Below are 14,327 nucleotides of genomic sequence, written 5' to 3'. Positions count from 1 at the left end.
CCTGCTTGTGGCCGAGCCCGTTCCGGCGATCGCGTTGACAACGTCAACCGCCGGAACGGGCTCTCACTGCCGCACGCTGATTGGCTTGTGACCGGGATCGGGAAGCGCCTGCACAGCAGCCACGCAAGTCGAGTAGGACAAGCCGTGACGCACGCCCACGATACACTCAGGATCATGACTTCCCGACCGATCCGCGTGCTCGACCTATTCGCCGGCGCGGGCGGTTTCGCTCAGGGATTCCACGAGGCTGACGACCGTTTTTTCACAGTGCAAGCTGTCGAAATGGATCTCGCGGCAGCGGCGACGTACTCCTTGAATTTTCCGAACGCGCAGGTCTTCGGTGGTCCCATCCAGGACTGGCTGGCCACCGCGGAGCTCCCGACGGATATCGACGTGATCATCGGCGGACCTCCTTGCCAAGGCTTCTCCACACTGGGCAAACAGGACGTTGCCGATGAGCGCAACTTCCTCTGGGAGCAGTACGCCGAGACGATCCGAAGAACTCGGCCCAAGGTCTTCATCGTCGAAAATGTCGCCGCGTTCGCGAAGTCTCCACAGTTCGAACAGTTCCGCACCATGTTGGACGAGGATCCGGCGTTCTCCGAGTACTCGTTCGACCACCGCATCTTGAACTCCGCAGATTACGGCGCTCCACAGGCTCGTAAGCGGGCGGTCATGATCGGCCATAGATCCGACGTAGCGGCTCCGCAGTGGCCTGAGCGAAGCCACGCAGAGTCGCCTCGCACTGTGGCATATGCTTTTGCTGGCATTCCGCACGAAGTTGTCAGCGCGGATACCATTGAGCCCAGATCGACCACGTTCGCGGGCGTGCAATTCAACGGGCCGTACTCCGGGCTTGAGCTCCACGTCGGGCGTGACTATCGGGAACTGTCCTTGAAGCGCTTCGCTGCAATCCCGGAAGGGGGAAACCGGTTCAACTTGCCGGACGAACTTCTTGCCCCGTGCTGGCGCTCACACCGGAGCGGTTCGGGAGACGTGATGGGGCGCATGCACTGGACTAAGCCTTCAGTCACAGTGCGGACGGAGTTTTTCAAGCCGGAAAAGGGCCGCTATCTCCACCCAGAGGCGCACCGGGCAATCACACATCATGAGGCGGCGCGGCTCCAGGGCTTTCCCGACGACTTTCAGTTCGTCGGTTCGCGAACAGCTATTGCGCGGCAGATCGGCAATGCAGTTCCGGTTCCGCTTGGGCGGGCCATCGGGGCCGAGGTGCTCAAGATTCTGAGTGAGTGAGTCTCGTCGCTTCCTGAAACGGGCTTTCAACTCCGCATCAATCTGCGTACGCGCCGCCCAACGCCGATACACGGTTCCGATCTGGGCTGAATCGGGTCGGGTGCCTCCTTCCGCGGGCGTTGGAGCGAAGTCTCTGGCGAGGGTGGCCGCCTGCACTCCTTCTCGGACGTCTGCACTTAGGCAACAGGCGATACGTCAGTGCCATGGCACACGAGATAGCTCCGGTCGCGACAGCGAACACGGGTGCGCCTCGATACTCGGGTGAAGCCGTTCTCGCGCTCCTGGCCGGACTGCTCGCGGTGATTGTGCCCGCACCGTTCAGCATGCTCCTAGGTGGCATCGCGATGCTCCTCGCCGGTGCCGCACACCGCGAACTCCAACAGATCAACACAGTGCGGGGCACCGTGCTCTCGCTTCTGGGATTCCTGATTGGGCTCGGGTCAGTGGCCGTGCAGGTCGCCCCGTTGTTGCTGGCGTATCTGCACGTGTTGCTGGCCAGCCTCGTTCCCTGAGTAGAGATCCCAAGACATCCGCGGCGGCCGGCGGCGGCCCCTGCTCCGGACGGTTTACTTCACGACTGCCGGCGAGACCTCGGCCTGACTGGCCAGGTGCGCAGCGAGCACGTCCCTCACTGAGGTCCAGTCGTGGTCGCCGTAGCGGTCGTTGTCGACGTGCCGCAGCTGCGCCTCGCCGCTGAACATGCTCACGAAGTACTGCATGCCTTGCCAGGCGGGGAAGGCGGCATCCGTGGTCGCGGAGAAACGCCGCACGGCCTTGCCGAGCAGTGACAGGGTGCCGGTGGTGCCGGCGAACTGCAGTTTGAAGGGTGTGCCGGTCAGCTCCGACATGGTCTGGGCCACGCTGCGGGCGGTGACCCGGTCGCCGGCGATCCCCACGACGCGGGGCGCGTCGGGGTCGAGGGCCACTAGGGCGACCACCCGGGCGACGTCGTCCTGGACAAGGCCCGGCCCGATCAGGCGCTCCAGACGAACCGCAGCCGCTCGGTCGTGGCCTCGTCGCTCTGCTCGCCGTAAATCTCGGTGGCCAGGGACGAGGAGGCCAGCATCCGCAGCATCTCGGTCGGGGACGTCGGCAGCAGGGCGAGCTGGGCGGCGTGCGCATCCGCGTCGCTGAGTTTGGCGGGATTGACCCGCACCTCTGTGAGCAGCGGCGAGCGCGCCCGGATACCGGCCAGGGCCGCGCCCAGAATGGCCGTGCTGCTGAGGTGCGGGTTGGCCGACGGGTCGATCGGCTTCACCTCGAGGTGGGCGCCGCGCGGGTTGCCGGCCGTGGCGGCGCAGAACGTCAGGGCCGCCTCCCGGTTCTCCAGTCCCCAGCAGCAGTGCACCCCCGAACCACATGCCCGGCCGCAGGCCTAGGTGCGACACCGGCGAGCTGGCGAACACGGCCATGACGCTGGGCAGGTGGCTGAGCTGCCCGCACCGGGCCGGCCGGCGCCACCGAGACCTCAAACCGGTTCTGGCCGTACTCCGCGTGCACCTGCTCGATGGGCAGCCCGGCGCCGGCGGCGGCCTCGAGCAGGTCCGTCACGAAACCGTACTGCGCACCGAGGGAACCGACCCCGTAGGCCGTATAGGTACCGGCGGAGACGGCATCCATCAGCACGAACTCGATCTCGTGCCCCACCAGGGCCTCGAACCCCGCGGCGGCGAGGGTGGCGACCATCCGCTGCAGAGCGGCGCGCCGGGTCGCCGTCTTGCGTGAATAACCCCGCCGGTGCCCCGCGGATGCCGTCCCCGACGTCGCGCAGGTCGGTCTCGGCGATGCGCAGGCGCAGGTCGCCGACCACCGAAAAGGAGGGCGTGAACGCGAGGGCGTCGTCGGCGCAGAACACGTTCCAACTGGGCGAGGCGCCCAGGCCCGGGCCGGTGAACGACGATAGTCGCGCCGCCGGAACGGCCTTGCCCCGGAGAGCACCGGCCAGGTCGACGATGGACCCGAGGATCAGGTCTCCCGACCCGGCGGCCCGAGCCTGGTCGGTGCTGGCATCATCGGGCACACCCCCGCTTCAGTGCGCCCCCACCCGGCCCGCCAGGTGCGGCGCAGCCTTCACATCCGGTTCGGCCCATGGCACACTGCCGGTCATCGGGCAGAAGACACGGGGGTCAGATCAGGTGAATTCGCTCTCCCTCGCCCTGCTGGTGGTGCCGCTGATCGCCGTCGCCGCATCCCTGATCGCGACGGTCGTCGGCCGCGTCGTGAAGGTTCCGATTGTGGTGTTCGAGATCCTGCTCGGCATCATTCTCGGCCCCAGTCTGCTGGGCTGGGTGCAGCCGGACGAGTTCACCACTGCGCTGGCCGATTTCGGTCTGGCGATGCTGTTCTTCATGGCCGGCACCGAGATCGACTTCGCGGTCATCCGGGGGCGCCCGCTCACCCGGGCCGCCCTGGGCTGGGCGATCTCGCTGGCGGCCGGCCTGGCCGTGGCGATCGCCTTCACCCCCACGTTGGAGGCGGGGGTGATCGTGGGCATCGCCCTGGGCTCCACGGCGCTGGGCACCCTCCTGCCGGTGCTGCGGGATGCCGGCGAGCTGCACACCCCGTTCGGCACCGCGGTGATCGCCGTCGGCGCCGCCGGGGAGTTCGGTCCGCTGCTGGCGATCTCACTGTTTCTCAGCGGCCGCAACCCGGGCCTGGCCGCGGTGGTGCTGCTCGGCTTCGCCGTGATCGCCGCCCTGGCGATCACCGTCGCCGCCCGCGGCAAATACACCGGGCTGAACCGGCTGATCTCCGCAACCCTGCACACCAGCGGGCAGCTCGCCATCCGTCTGGTGGTGCTGATCATCGCCGCGCTGGTGGTGCTCAGCGTGGTGCTCGGGCTCGACATGCTGCTGGGCGCCTTCGCCGCCGGCGTGCTCTGGCGGGTGTTCGTGGCCCACGCCCAGCCGGCCGACCGGCACGTGGTGGAGATCAAGCTCGACGCCATCGCGTTCGGCTTCCTGGTGCCGATCTTCTTCGTGAACACCGGCCTCACCTTCGACCTCCCGGCGCTGCTGGGCGACCCGACGGCGCTCGTGCTGTTGCCGGTGTTGCTGGTGCTGTTGGTGCTGGTTCGGGGGCTGCCCGGCTTGCTGGCCGCGCCGGTGGGCTCCAGTCGCGCCGACAAGCGCGCGATCGTGTTCTTCAGCGCCACCGGGTTGCCGGTGATCGTGGCCGTCACCACCATCGGCACCGACACCGGCCTGCTGACGTCGGCCCTCGCGGCCGCATTGGTGGCCGCCGGCATGCTCTCGGTGCTGTTCTTCCCCGTGCTCGGGCTGGCCCAGCACCAACGGAGTACCGCGGCACCGCCGGCGCCCGGGACCGCCGGCGCAGCACCGTGACGAGCGCGGGTTGCTGATTCGCTCCTGGGCGCATGCCCCGAGGGCCTCGCTGCATCTCGTCTGGCCGGATGATCCCGCTAGAGCGAACTCATCCAGCCAGAAGGGGCGCACGGAAGGCCCCGGACAGTGTCCCGGGGTTGACGGCCTGCGCGGCAGCGCAACAACGCCGTCGGTTCCTCCCCCCGGTAGCTCATGCCGGTGCGGGCACCGAGAGCGGCCGGCGCAGAGACGTATGTCGCCGATTAGAACTCGTAGATTGAGGCGAGCTCGTCTGACAGCAGCACCGTGTGCCGGAGGTCGCGCAGCACCTCGGCGTCGACCGCGATCCCCCGCAGGCGTGCGGCTTCCGCGTAGTCCTCCCACGGAAAGGAATCCGGTTTCGCAGCATCATCCCCCTTCACCAAGGCGAGAACTTCGGCGATCACGTGGGCTGAGGAGCGTTTCCAGGAGACAGTCCCACTGCGCCCGTGCTGGGAAGAAGACACTCCACGATCCATATCGAGACGAATCATCGACTGGTCGGAGAGGCGCAAATACTGGGTGATTTTCATGCTCATGGAAGGCCTGGAGTTCTCGGGAACCGGATCATCGAGCTCGCAGACGATGACCAGCCCGGTCACCGAGAGGCTGGCAATGTCGAACGGCGTGCGGTGAGCGGGCTGACCGCCCGAACCTCGTGTGATCGGTACGTAGCCGCCGCGCTCATCGTGGGCCGTCATGCTGGGGCCTGACTGGCCAGGTGCGCAGCGAGCACGTCGCGCACCGTGGTCCAGTCGTGCACGCCGAAGCGGTCGTTGTCCACGTGCCGCAGCTGGGCCTGGCCGCTGAACATGCTCACGAAGTACTGCATGCCTTGCCAGGCGGGGAAGGCGGCGTCCGTGGCCGTGGAGAAGCGGCGCACGGCCTTGGCCAGCAGCGACAAGGTACCGGTGGTGCCGGCGAACTGCAGCGTGAACTTAGTGCCGGTCAGCTCCGACATGGTCTGGGCCACGCTGCGGGCGGTGACCCGGTCGCCGGCGACCTCAACGACGCGGGGCGCGTCGGCGTCGAGGGCCACGAGGGCCACCACCCGGGCGACGTCGTCTTTGGTGGTGAAGTCGAGGATCTGGTCGGCGGAGGACCAGTACATGACCTTGCGGCGGCCGAACGCGATCATCGCCGCGGTGCCGGTGAGCATGTCGGCGAAGGCGCCGTTAAGCACGGAGCTGACCTGGATCGGGGCCGCGGCGAGGTCGGCGGCGAACTCGCGGCGCAGCTCGAAGTTGCGGTGTGCCTTCCTGGCTAGACCACAGTCCCGCACCAACCCGAGCACTACTCCCTGGAAAGATATCCGTATGAGCAACAACGGCACTCCCCGGCGCCCAGATGTCACGGCAACCGAGCTCGTGGGAGGCCCCGAGGCTGTCGCCGTCACGCTGCACACCTACGACGACCGGTGGCCAGCTGTCTATCTGGAGCATGAGACGCGGATCCGGGACGCCCTGGCGTCCGCGGCCGCCACGATCGAACACATCGGTTCCACCTCCGTTCCCGGGCTGGCCGCGAAGCCGATCGTCGACATCGTGGTCGCGGTGGCGGACATCACCGCGGAGGAGGACTACCTCGATCAGCTCGTCGCTGCCGGATACGAACTGCGCGTGCGGGAGCCCGGTCACCGCATGGTTCGCACCCCGGCACGCGACGTTCACGTGCACCTCTACGAGCGCGGGGCTGCGGCCGTCGGCGAGTACCTGCTGCTCCGGGATCACCTGCGCCTGGATGCTGGCGACCGCGCGCTGTACGAGAGCACCAAGAGGTCTCTGCTCAACAGGCGCTGGGACGACATGAACGACTACGCGGATGCGAAGAGCGACGTCATTGCGGCGCTCAAGGGACGCGCTCGGGCGACCGCCGGGAGTTGACGGCGGCGCTCATCCGTTGAGGTCCGGTCTCCCCGCACGATCGGGGTGATGGAGGGGGTGAGCGTGCAGACCGCATCCGCGTCATTCATGGTCGCTACGCGAACCAAGAACGACCGACGATGTCAGCTGTGTGTCCCCACCACCGCGATGAGCTCGCGCGTCTGGGCGACGATGGCATCACGCCACGCCTCGAACGTCGCATCCGTCACGGCGAACTCGGTGTGGAAGTTCTGCATGTCGGGCGTGTGGATGTGCCCCGCCGGGATGTCGAGCCCCGCCCGATCGCGCAGCAAGGTGTTGCGGTAGGCCGATTCATTCGACAGATAGGTACCGCCTCCGCCACTGCGCGCGCAGGAGTCCTCGGGTGGGGGCGTCGGCTCGAGGGCGGGCGGGTAGGCGTCCTCGCGCTGGGAAGTCTCCTTTTCCTCATTCGAATCGCAACTCGGAAAGTACCGGTAGTTCGTATTCCACAGCACGCCGAACGCCACCGACTCGTCTTCCCACGTATCGCCCGGCGGACGAGGAACATCCGAACCGGTGCGCGCCACGATCATCTGCTCGATCGGCAGCGTCGATGCGGTCCACTGTGGCGGATCCGCCACGGTGTCGCCGCCGCCCCAACGCTCCAGAACCTGGGTGTTGCAGCCAGGATTGTCCTTCGCTAGCTGCGGGGCGCCGGTCAAACCGGCAGGCGGGCATGGCGCAAAGTTGTCGTTGCCGGCAACGTCGCCGTGGTAGCGGCCGTTCCATTGCTCCAGCGCGAACTGCGACCCACCAGCCTGGCTCAGGGTGATGGACGCATCCAACCGGTCGTCGCCTGCCTCCATCAGCGGCCCCACGGTGTCGTCCAGATATCCGCGCTCGAACTCGGGGTAGTTCACGGGCAGTGTGTACGCCTCGTAGTGCACCGTGGTGCCATCGGGAGCCGTCGTCGTCGTACCGTCAATGGCCAGGGCGGTCGCGCCGGACGGATTGCCGTGGCGAATCTGATTGCCGGTTGTTCCCGCCGCGCTGCCCGTGGCGCCGCCGTCGAGAGTGAAGGGATCGAATCCGCTGACCAGCACCCCCACCACCTGGTCGCCGGCCGGCAGATCGACGTCGCGCATGCCGCGGGCCGCCCGGTCGAAGGCATCAACCATCACCCCACGTTCCTGGGTCGAGAGCTCGAAGTCCGGGCTCCACTGATGCAGCACGGACATGGCCTCCAGCCGCGCCCAGTACAACGGTCGGTCGTCGCTCGCCGGCAGGTCCCCGGTGACGCCGTCCGTCGCTTGAACTCGGTCGACAGCATCCTGCCACAGCAGGGTGCCCAGTCCCTCGACAGCGGTCTGAGCGTCGGCAAGCGACCCCTGTGCGCAGACCGCGTCGGCGAAGGCAGCGGTGAACTCCCCGAATCCGGCGCCCTCGACCATCGCGCGCGCGAACGTACGGTCCGCGGGCTGCGACGGATCGGCCTCGTTCGGAAGAACGGCCGTCAGGCGCTGCTCTTCGACCGTGACGGGCAGCGAGGCATCGGTGCAGCCCTCGGGGGCGAACCCGGCGACGATAGTGCTGAGCTCGTCGGATGCGGGGCTAAGGGCCGTCGTGATCCGCTGCTCCGGGGTGGGTACGACTGGCGAGCATGCGACCAGCAGTGCGGAACCGAGCACCAGGGCCAGCCCCGCCGCGACCGGCGCCGACTGACGCAAGCGTGCACCAGGTTGAGCGTGACGAAACACGGGGCGGATGCCGGATGCCCTGTCGCCGGGCGGCGGGGCGCCATGGCGCTTGGTCACGGAGGGAACTCGATTCATTGCAGGCCTTTCGTCCACCTACGACGCTACGAGCCCCGCCGCACCGACACATCAGTCTCCGGTCTCGATATGGAAGGGCAAGGTAGTACCAGGGTCCCCCCTCCCCCGGGGCGTCAAAGCTGGTTAGTCGCGCAGGGGCCAGAGCCATTCGGCTTCGAGGTCGCCCTCCACAAGGTCGGCGAGCTTGCCGAAGTAGTCCTGCATGTGGGGCTGCTGGACGTGGCGGGCGATGTCAGGGCCTGATGACCAGCGCTCATAGAACGCGAACGCTCCCGGCTGCTCTTTCGTGGTGTGTACCGAATATTGTTCGTAGCCCTGTTCGGCGCGAACGCTCGGAATGATCGCTCGGATCGCGTCTTCGAGTTCCTGCTCCTTACCCGCCTTCGCGCGGGCGAAGCCGTAGACAGCTACCGGGGTCGAGGAGGCCAGCACATCGGCGGGCATCAGCCCATCGGGGACGGTGTCTTCGGTTGTACTCATGATTTCTACTTTCTATGGGCGTTCTGCCACAGAGCGTGCGCTCGGGGCACACATAACGCTAAGAGGGTCACGTGATCCACTCAATGCCAGAGTGGGACAGAAAAATATCCGAAAGAACCGTCGCGCCTTGAAAACTGGCTCTCCTAGACTGGCCGCCGTAGGGTCATGAGATGGATGTTCTCTCGGAAGTGCTCAAGGTCTCGGGAGTCCGAGGCAGCGCGGGAGCCCGCATTGCCGGGGCCGGCGACTGGGGCGTCGAATGGGTTCGCGATCGAGACGCCGTCGTCTACGCCGTTACGGCCGGTATCGCGTATCTCACCATCGAGGATGCCGCCCCGCAGCTGTTGATGACCGGCGACATCGTGATCCTTGCGACGGGTGCCGCACACACCCTGTCGAGTACTCCAGGCGCCGCCATCCACTCATGCGACGTCGCCGCCGCGGACCAAGCGCGGCGCTTGGGAGAGACGCTCCTCCTCGGGGACGGTGAGGTGCAGACCCAGATCCTGGGCGCGTCGTACTCGCACGATCCGGCTGGATCCACGCCTGTCTTCGCGCTTCTACCGCCCCTGATCCACTTCCGAGCCCAGCAGCTCGAACCGAACCTGACCGATATCGTTCGATTCCTAGGACGAGAACTCGCCCGGCCGGGACTCGCGACCGACCTGATCCTCGACCGGCTCGTCGACGTGCTCCTCGTCGAGATCCTGCGCACCTGGCTTGCCGCCGCGCCCACAGCCGACACCTCCTGGTGGGGAGTCCTCCGCGACCCGCTGCTACTGCAGGCTGTCACCAGGATTCACGACGCGCCGGGGCACCCGTGGACAACGGAATCTCTGGCGCGCGCGGTCGCAACATCCAAGCAGACTCTTACCCGCCGCTTCGCGACATTCACGGGCACAACGCCCGGCGAGTATCTCACCCGATGGCGGATGAATCTTGCAGCCCACCGGCTCCGCGACACCGACGACACCCTCGAGACGATCGCCGCCGACGTGGGCTACACCTCCGTCTATGCCTTCAGTCGCGCTTTTCACCGCGAACGCTCCCTGCCGCCAGGCCGATACAGAACAACCTCGCGCACGAAAAACCCGCTCCCTGCGCCGTAGGCGTTCGGCCGTGCAGCACAGGCACAGGCTTTCGCGGCGGCAGCGAACGCGAGTGGTCCCGCCGGCTGCAAGTTCGGGAAGCGGTATTCCCCACCTCGATAGGATCATTCGTGGTGGCCGTTCCGCGCGGAACGGCGGATCGCCACGGGGACGATATTAGGGGGAACATGTCTGGTTTCCAGGCATGGACGAATATATGCAGACTTTGAACAAGACAACCATGCTCGCCGCCGCTCTGGCGGCAACGACAGTGCTGCTGCTTGCCGGCTGTTCCACCACCCCACGGGGTGACGGCGTCGAAGAGGGCCTGTCCGTTGACGGGGCTCCGGTGGAGGGTGACTTCGAATTCCAGACTCCCTCCTGGGGTTCCGACGAGGAGCTGACCATCCGCATTCCGGAGGCGCTCCTCGAGGCGGCCGGCTCCGATGCCGACGGCGTCTTGGTGGGCGAGGTGACGGCGAAGGCACGCAAGCTGGACTCGTCCAAGGCGTGCGCAGTCGATCTGGCGATCGACTATCGCGGAGACGGCCTCGACACACTGGGCCAGCCCTCGATGACGAAAGAGGAATACGCCGCCCAGGGCGAGGATGAACTCGAGAGCGTCTTGATGCGGGAGTTCGGCGTTGAGACCGTGGAGGAAGCCGAGTCGGCGGCCCCGGGCGGCGCCGCCGAGGTGGGCGAGATTGTCGAGAACCTGCAGCAGGCACCGTATTCGGCCGAGCCCGCCTGGTCGACGCTGGAGGCGACTCCTGTTGACGACCTCGACGCATCCGACCCGGAGCTCGGCCGGTACATCTCGGACGATTCCAAGACCTTGACGTTCGTGCTGTCGTGCGCCTCTGATCCGTACGACGACGGCAGCACAGACACATTCAACTTCCCCATCGAGTCCGACGGCACGATCGACACGTTCGCCTTCGTGGAGATGACCGTAATGAAGAGCGGAACCGTCACGATCATCGACTCCGGTGTCACTGACTACGAGAGTGACTCGAACGGCGACTGGATCGGCGCCTAAGCGGCTACCGCCGAGCTGCTGCTGGCGGTGACAGCCCGGGTGCATGACCGCACCCGGGCCGAACCGTCTACTTCAGCGCGGTAGACGGGGATGCTGACCCCTGGCCGGCGAGGTGCACCGCGAGCACGTCGCGCACGCTGGTCCAGTCATAGTCGCCGTAGCGGTCGTTGTCCACGTGCCGCAGCTGCGCCTGGCCGCTGAACATGCTCACGAAATACTGCATGCCCTGCCAGGCGGGGAAGGCGGCATCCGTGGTCTTGGAGAAGCGGCGCACGGCCTTGGCCAGCAGCGACAGGGTGCCGGTGGTGCCGGCGAACTGCAGTTTGAACGGGGTGCCGGTCAGCTCCGACATGGTCTGGGCCACGCTGCGGGCGGTGACCCGGTCGCCGGCGATCTCCACGACCCGGGGCGCGTCGGCGTCGAGGGCCACGAGGGCCACCACCCGGGCAACGTCGTCCTTGGTGGTGAAGTCGAGGATCTGGTCGGCGGAGGACCAGTACATGACCTTGCGGCGGCCGAACGCGATCATCGGCGCGGTGCCGGTGAGCATGTCGGCGAAGGCGCCGTTGAGAACAGAGGTGACCTTGATCGGGGCCGCGTCGAGGTCGGCGGCGAACTCGCGGCGCAGCTCGAAGTTGCGGTTGGTGCCCAGGGCGATCTGGCGGTAGTCCGACGAGTAGTCGGAGGGGATGAAGCGGGGCACGCCGGCGGCCACGGCTGCGGCCAGCAGCGCGCGCTGCGCGTCGACGATCACCGGGCGGGTTCCGCTCACGACCGACACGATCACGTCGGTGCCGGTGACGGCCGTGGTGAGCGCAGCTGGGTCGGTGTACGCGGCGGTGACGATGTCGATGCGGTCGTTGGCGCCGTAGAGGGCGGCGGCGGTGCCGCTGCCCGGGCGGGTGAGCACGCGGATGCGGGTGTCGTGGGTGAGCAGGTCGCGCACAATGCGCTGGCCGAGGTCGCCGGTGGCGCCGGCGACGAGAACGGATGTGGTCATGAGCGGGTCTCTGTTTCTGTCGAGGGTGTGGGGCGGCGGCGGGATCGCTCGGGGGCGGGCACCGGCAGGTTGGAGTCGTGGCTGGTGCCGGGCAGGCGGGCGGCGGTGTCGCCGGCGCCGAGGGCGGCCTTGGCCAGCAGCTGCCGCAGTTGGGTTTGCTCGTCGGGGGTGAGGCCGCCCATGAGGGCGGTCTCCACCGTGCGGAGAGCGACGCGGGAGGTAGCCAGCAGGGTCTGGCCGGCCTCGGTGGGGTACACCTGGCGGATGCGCCGGTCGCGCGGGTCGGGGCGGCGCTCGACGAGCGCATCCGTCTCGAGCGCGTCGATGATGTAGGTCATGGCGGTCTTGTCGATGCCGAGCCGGTGGGCCAGCGCGAGCTGCGAGGTGGGCTCTTCGGTGGTGATGGCCACGAGCACCTGGTAGCCGCGGGGGCCGCCGGGCACATCGGCCACGGCGACGCTGCCGGCCCGGGAGTAGCCCTGGTACATGGCCGTGAGCGCCCAGCCCAGCTCGGTCTCGATGCCGTCGGAGGACCAGTCGATCTCGGTGGTGGCATCCGTGGTTGGGGTGGGGTGTCGGGCGGGCATGGCTCGACCGTATCAGGATTTGATCGTCTCAAAGTCAGACGACTTGACGTCCCGTCCTCGACCGTTGTCGGATCGTCATGGGAGACTGACGAGAAGATGACTTTCCGGCGCGCCGAGCGGCGCCCGAATTTCGGAAGCGGTGAGCACAACGAACGGTCCCATCCCCTTCGAAGTCCACGAATCGGGCGCGATGCTGCACGGCACCAAGGCGCACTTGCCTGTCGGTGAGCTGCTGGTGCCCGGGCGCGGGTCCAACTTCGAAACCGGTCGAACGGCGAATCACGTGTACGTGACCCAGACCCTGGATGCGGCGGTCTGGGGTGCCGAGCTGGCCGCCGGTGAGGGGCCGGGGCGGATCTACATTGTCGAACCCACGGGCGCTCTCGAGGACGACCCCAATGTGACGGACAAGAAATTCCCGGGCAACCCCACCCGGTCGTACCGCACCCGCGAACCCGTGAAGGTCGTGGGCGAACTGACGGACTGGGAGGGGCATTCGCCCGAACAGGTGCAGGCCATGCGCGACGGCCTGGCCGAACTGAGCCGGCAGGGCCGCGCGGTCATCGACGACTAGGGTCTGGCGAACAGGATCCCCTGTGGGCCTGACGAGTGCGTGGCACCTAGGCTCAACCCCATGGCTTTCGAGATCACTGCCGCGTATACCCGCCGTGCGGCGGAGTACACGGAGAAGCTGGGCTCGATGACGTCGGTGCATCCACTGGATCTGCAGTTGGTCACCGGGTGGGCCGATCGGCTCGACGGCCCGGTGATCGATGCCGGCTGCGGGCCCGGGCACTGGACGGGGCATCTCGCCGAGCGTGGGGTCGAGGTGCGAGGTGTGGACCTGGTGCCGAGCTTCATCGACCATGCCCGGCGGGCGCATCCGGGGGTGCGCTTCGAGATCGGCGACATCGGCGCGCTTCCAGAGGCATCCGGCACGGTGGCGGGCGTGCTGGCCTGGTACTCGCTCATTCACCATGAGCCGAGCGCCCTGCGCCACGCTCTGGCCGAGTTCGCCCGGGTGCTGCAGCCGGGCGGCGAACTGTTGCTCGGCTTTTTCGAAGGCCCGGTTCTCGAACAGTTTGAGCATGCCATCACGACCGCCTATCGCTGGCCCGTCGACGCGCTCAGTGACGAGCTGCGGGCCGCTCACTTCGACGTCATCGAGACCCACACGCGCACCGGGCAGGGATACCGGCCGCACGGCGCGATCCTGGCTCGGGTCTCCACCCACACGGATGCCGCCCCGCGATAGCCGAGGCGTGTGTGACCACCACCTGCACGCGCCGACACCGCACGGCGGATGCGCCCGCCGGAGTACCGTAGAGTCGTGCCCCCTCGCCGCAAGTTCTCCGCTGCTTCCCCCGCAGCGCGGGCGCGGTATGCCAAGCGCCGGAAAGGGCGACTCGCCCGCGTCGACAACGACCTCACCGCCGAAGAGTGGGCCGACCTCCTCGCCGCGTGGGGTGGATGTGCCTATTGCCAAGCAGAGAGCCCGGCCCTGCAGCGGGACTGCATCATGCCGATCTCTCGTGGCGGCCGGTACACCCTCGAGAACGTGGTTCCCGCCTGTCCGTCGTGCAACGCGAGCAAACACAACAACGAGGTCACGGGGTGGCTGCGCCGCAAGAAACTTGACGAGCGCGAGTTCCTGCTCCGCTACGCCACCATCCTGCCGACGCTGCTCCCCTCCTAGTAAGGCTGCTAACGCGGGCGGATGGTCCCGGGTGCCGGCTTCGCTGCACCTCGTATGGCTGGATGCGCCCGCTATAGAGCGTGTTGCTTTTTCGAGTGTTGGTCCCGGCGGGTTAACCCGGGGTTTGGGACCATGGTTCATGGCC

The 14,327-nt window shown here is 67.4% G+C and carries 18 protein-coding genes; 9 read left to right on the top strand and 9 right to left on the bottom strand.

Annotated features, from left to right (window positions below):
- Positions 1-174 precede the first annotated feature (174 nt).
- Positions 175-1,254, top strand: coding sequence for a DNA cytosine methyltransferase (locus K2F54_RS14025; RefSeq protein ID WP_220606469.1), 1,080 nt, complete (start codon positions 175-177; stop codon positions 1,252-1,254).
- A 203-nt stretch (positions 1,255-1,457) separates the two neighbouring features.
- Positions 1,458-1,766 (top strand): hypothetical protein, encoded by a 309-nt coding sequence (locus K2F54_RS14020; protein WP_220606468.1) that lies wholly within the window; start codon positions 1,458-1,460, stop codon positions 1,764-1,766.
- A gap of 54 nt (positions 1,767-1,820) precedes the next feature.
- Here K2F54_RS14020 and K2F54_RS14015 read toward each other — a convergent pair whose 3' ends face one another.
- The 3 genes from K2F54_RS14015 to K2F54_RS19605 are packed head-to-tail and all read right to left on the bottom strand — an operon-like array spanning position 1,821 to position 3,192.
- Positions 1,821-2,192, bottom strand: coding sequence for a Rossmann-fold NAD(P)-binding domain-containing protein (locus K2F54_RS14015; protein WP_308287669.1), 372 nt, complete (start codon positions 2,190-2,192; stop codon positions 1,821-1,823).
- Positions 2,193-2,227: 35 nt separating this feature from the next.
- Complete coding sequence (locus K2F54_RS14010; protein ID WP_220606467.1) at positions 2,228-2,602, bottom strand: glutamine synthetase; 375 nt, start codon at positions 2,600-2,602, stop codon at positions 2,228-2,230.
- On the bottom strand, positions 2,560-3,192 hold the full coding sequence (locus K2F54_RS19605) for a type I glutamate--ammonia ligase (RefSeq protein WP_308287668.1): 633 nt from the start codon (positions 3,190-3,192) through the stop codon (positions 2,560-2,562). Before K2F54_RS19605 ends, K2F54_RS14010 begins: the two co-directional genes overlap by 43 nt.
- Before the next feature lie 197 nt (positions 3,193-3,389).
- Here K2F54_RS19605 and K2F54_RS14000 point away from each other — a divergent pair, with 197 nt between their 5' ends.
- Complete coding sequence (locus tag K2F54_RS14000) at positions 3,390-4,598, top strand: cation:proton antiporter (RefSeq protein ID WP_308287667.1); 1,209 nt, start codon at positions 3,390-3,392, stop codon at positions 4,596-4,598.
- A gap of 242 nt (positions 4,599-4,840) precedes the next feature.
- On the opposite strand, the gene K2F54_RS13995 is transcribed toward K2F54_RS14000, so the two are convergent.
- Together K2F54_RS13995 and K2F54_RS13990 are read right to left on the bottom strand one after the other, a co-directional pair.
- The gene (locus tag K2F54_RS13995) at positions 4,841-5,317 is read right to left on the bottom strand and encodes a hypothetical protein (RefSeq protein ID WP_220606464.1); all 477 of its coding nucleotides are present in this window, start codon (positions 5,315-5,317) and stop codon (positions 4,841-4,843) included.
- Positions 5,314-5,910: a Rossmann-fold NAD(P)-binding domain-containing protein gene (locus tag K2F54_RS13990; RefSeq protein ID WP_308287666.1), complete on the bottom strand. Its 597-nt coding sequence runs from the start codon at positions 5,908-5,910 to the stop codon at positions 5,314-5,316. Before K2F54_RS13990 ends, K2F54_RS13995 begins: the two co-directional genes overlap by 4 nt.
- 22 nt (positions 5,911-5,932) lie before the next feature.
- Here K2F54_RS13990 and K2F54_RS13985 point away from each other — a divergent pair, with 22 nt between their 5' ends.
- Complete coding sequence (locus K2F54_RS13985; protein WP_220606463.1) at positions 5,933-6,499, top strand: GrpB family protein; 567 nt, start codon at positions 5,933-5,935, stop codon at positions 6,497-6,499.
- 122 nt (positions 6,500-6,621) lie between these two features.
- Here K2F54_RS13985 and K2F54_RS13980 read toward each other — a convergent pair whose 3' ends face one another.
- Entirely contained in the window at positions 6,622-8,274 is a 1,653-nt protein-coding gene (locus tag K2F54_RS13980; RefSeq protein ID WP_308287665.1) for a hypothetical protein, read from the bottom strand.
- 141 nt (positions 8,275-8,415) lie between these two features.
- On the bottom strand, positions 8,416-8,772 hold the full coding sequence (locus K2F54_RS13975; protein ID WP_255577118.1) for a putative quinol monooxygenase: 357 nt from the start codon (positions 8,770-8,772) through the stop codon (positions 8,416-8,418).
- 170 nt (positions 8,773-8,942) lie between these two features.
- Between K2F54_RS13975 and K2F54_RS13970 the strand changes: the two genes are divergently transcribed.
- Positions 8,943-9,881 carry an AraC family transcriptional regulator gene (locus K2F54_RS13970; protein WP_220606462.1) on the top strand — a complete coding sequence of 313 codons (939 nt, stop codon included), beginning with the start codon at positions 8,943-8,945 and terminating at the stop codon, positions 9,879-9,881.
- A 196-nt stretch (positions 9,882-10,077) separates the two neighbouring features.
- Entirely contained in the window at positions 10,078-10,899 is an 822-nt protein-coding gene (locus K2F54_RS13965; protein ID WP_220606461.1) for a hypothetical protein, read from the top strand.
- Between the two features lie 67 nt (positions 10,900-10,966).
- Here the strand turns inward: K2F54_RS13965 and K2F54_RS13960 are convergent, their stop codons facing one another.
- Positions 10,967-11,899: an NmrA family NAD(P)-binding protein gene (locus K2F54_RS13960; RefSeq protein ID WP_220606460.1), complete on the bottom strand. Its 933-nt coding sequence runs from the start codon at positions 11,897-11,899 to the stop codon at positions 10,967-10,969.
- Positions 11,896-12,486 (bottom strand): MarR family winged helix-turn-helix transcriptional regulator, encoded by a 591-nt coding sequence (locus K2F54_RS13955; RefSeq protein WP_220606459.1) that lies wholly within the window; start codon positions 12,484-12,486, stop codon positions 11,896-11,898. Before K2F54_RS13955 ends, K2F54_RS13960 begins: the two co-directional genes overlap by 4 nt.
- Before the next feature lie 139 nt (positions 12,487-12,625).
- On the opposite strand from K2F54_RS13955, the gene arr reads away from it, so the two are divergent.
- The 3 genes from arr (at position 12,626) to K2F54_RS13940 (ending at position 14,182) form a co-directional block, all read left to right on the top strand.
- Positions 12,626-13,060: an NAD(+)--rifampin ADP-ribosyltransferase gene (arr, locus tag K2F54_RS13950; RefSeq protein WP_220606458.1), complete on the top strand. Its 435-nt coding sequence runs from the start codon at positions 12,626-12,628 to the stop codon at positions 13,058-13,060.
- 60 nt (positions 13,061-13,120) lie between these two features.
- On the top strand, positions 13,121-13,741 hold the full coding sequence (locus tag K2F54_RS13945; RefSeq protein WP_220606457.1) for a class I SAM-dependent methyltransferase: 621 nt from the start codon (positions 13,121-13,123) through the stop codon (positions 13,739-13,741).
- Positions 13,742-13,816: 75 nt separating this feature from the next.
- The gene (locus tag K2F54_RS13940) at positions 13,817-14,182 is read left to right on the top strand and encodes an HNH endonuclease (RefSeq protein ID WP_308287664.1); all 366 of its coding nucleotides are present in this window, start codon (positions 13,817-13,819) and stop codon (positions 14,180-14,182) included.
- Positions 14,183-14,327 lie beyond the last annotated feature (145 nt).

It is taken from the genome of Cryobacterium inferilacus, assembly GCF_019599185.1.
In the GTDB taxonomy this organism is placed as follows: domain Bacteria; phylum Actinomycetota; class Actinomycetes; order Actinomycetales; family Microbacteriaceae; genus Cryobacterium; species Cryobacterium inferilacus.
Note: the sequence above shows the minus strand (reverse complement) of the source record. Positions and strands in the feature narration are given on the sequence as shown.

What these genes read in the sequence shown, in the direction of transcription:
- K2F54_RS13985 (WP_220606463.1), top strand. Translation starts at nt 5,933, where the DNA reads ATGAGCAACAACGGCACTCCCCGGCGCCCAGATGTCACGGCAACCGAG.
- K2F54_RS13965 (WP_220606461.1), top strand. Translation starts at nt 10,078, where the DNA reads ATGCAGACTTTGAACAAGACAACCATGCTCGCCGCCGCTCTGGCGGCA.
- K2F54_RS13955 (WP_220606459.1), bottom strand. Translation starts at nt 12,486, where the DNA reads ATGCCCGCCCGACACCCCACCCCAACCACGGATGCCACCACCGAGATC.
- K2F54_RS14025 (WP_220606469.1), top strand. Translation starts at nt 175, where the DNA reads ATGACTTCCCGACCGATCCGCGTGCTCGACCTATTCGCCGGCGCGGGC.
- K2F54_RS13945 (WP_220606457.1), top strand. Translation starts at nt 13,121, where the DNA reads ATGGCTTTCGAGATCACTGCCGCGTATACCCGCCGTGCGGCGGAGTAC.
- K2F54_RS13975 (WP_255577118.1), bottom strand. Translation starts at nt 8,772, where the DNA reads ATGAGTACAACCGAAGACACCGTCCCCGATGGGCTGATGCCCGCCGAT.
- K2F54_RS13970 (WP_220606462.1), top strand. Translation starts at nt 8,943, where the DNA reads ATGGATGTTCTCTCGGAAGTGCTCAAGGTCTCGGGAGTCCGAGGCAGC.
- K2F54_RS13995 (WP_220606464.1), bottom strand. Translation starts at nt 5,317, where the DNA reads ATGACGGCCCACGATGAGCGCGGCGGCTACGTACCGATCACACGAGGT.
- K2F54_RS14020 (WP_220606468.1), top strand. Translation starts at nt 1,458, where the DNA reads ATGGCACACGAGATAGCTCCGGTCGCGACAGCGAACACGGGTGCGCCT.
- K2F54_RS13960 (WP_220606460.1), bottom strand. Translation starts at nt 11,899, where the DNA reads ATGACCACATCCGTTCTCGTCGCCGGCGCCACCGGCGACCTCGGCCAG.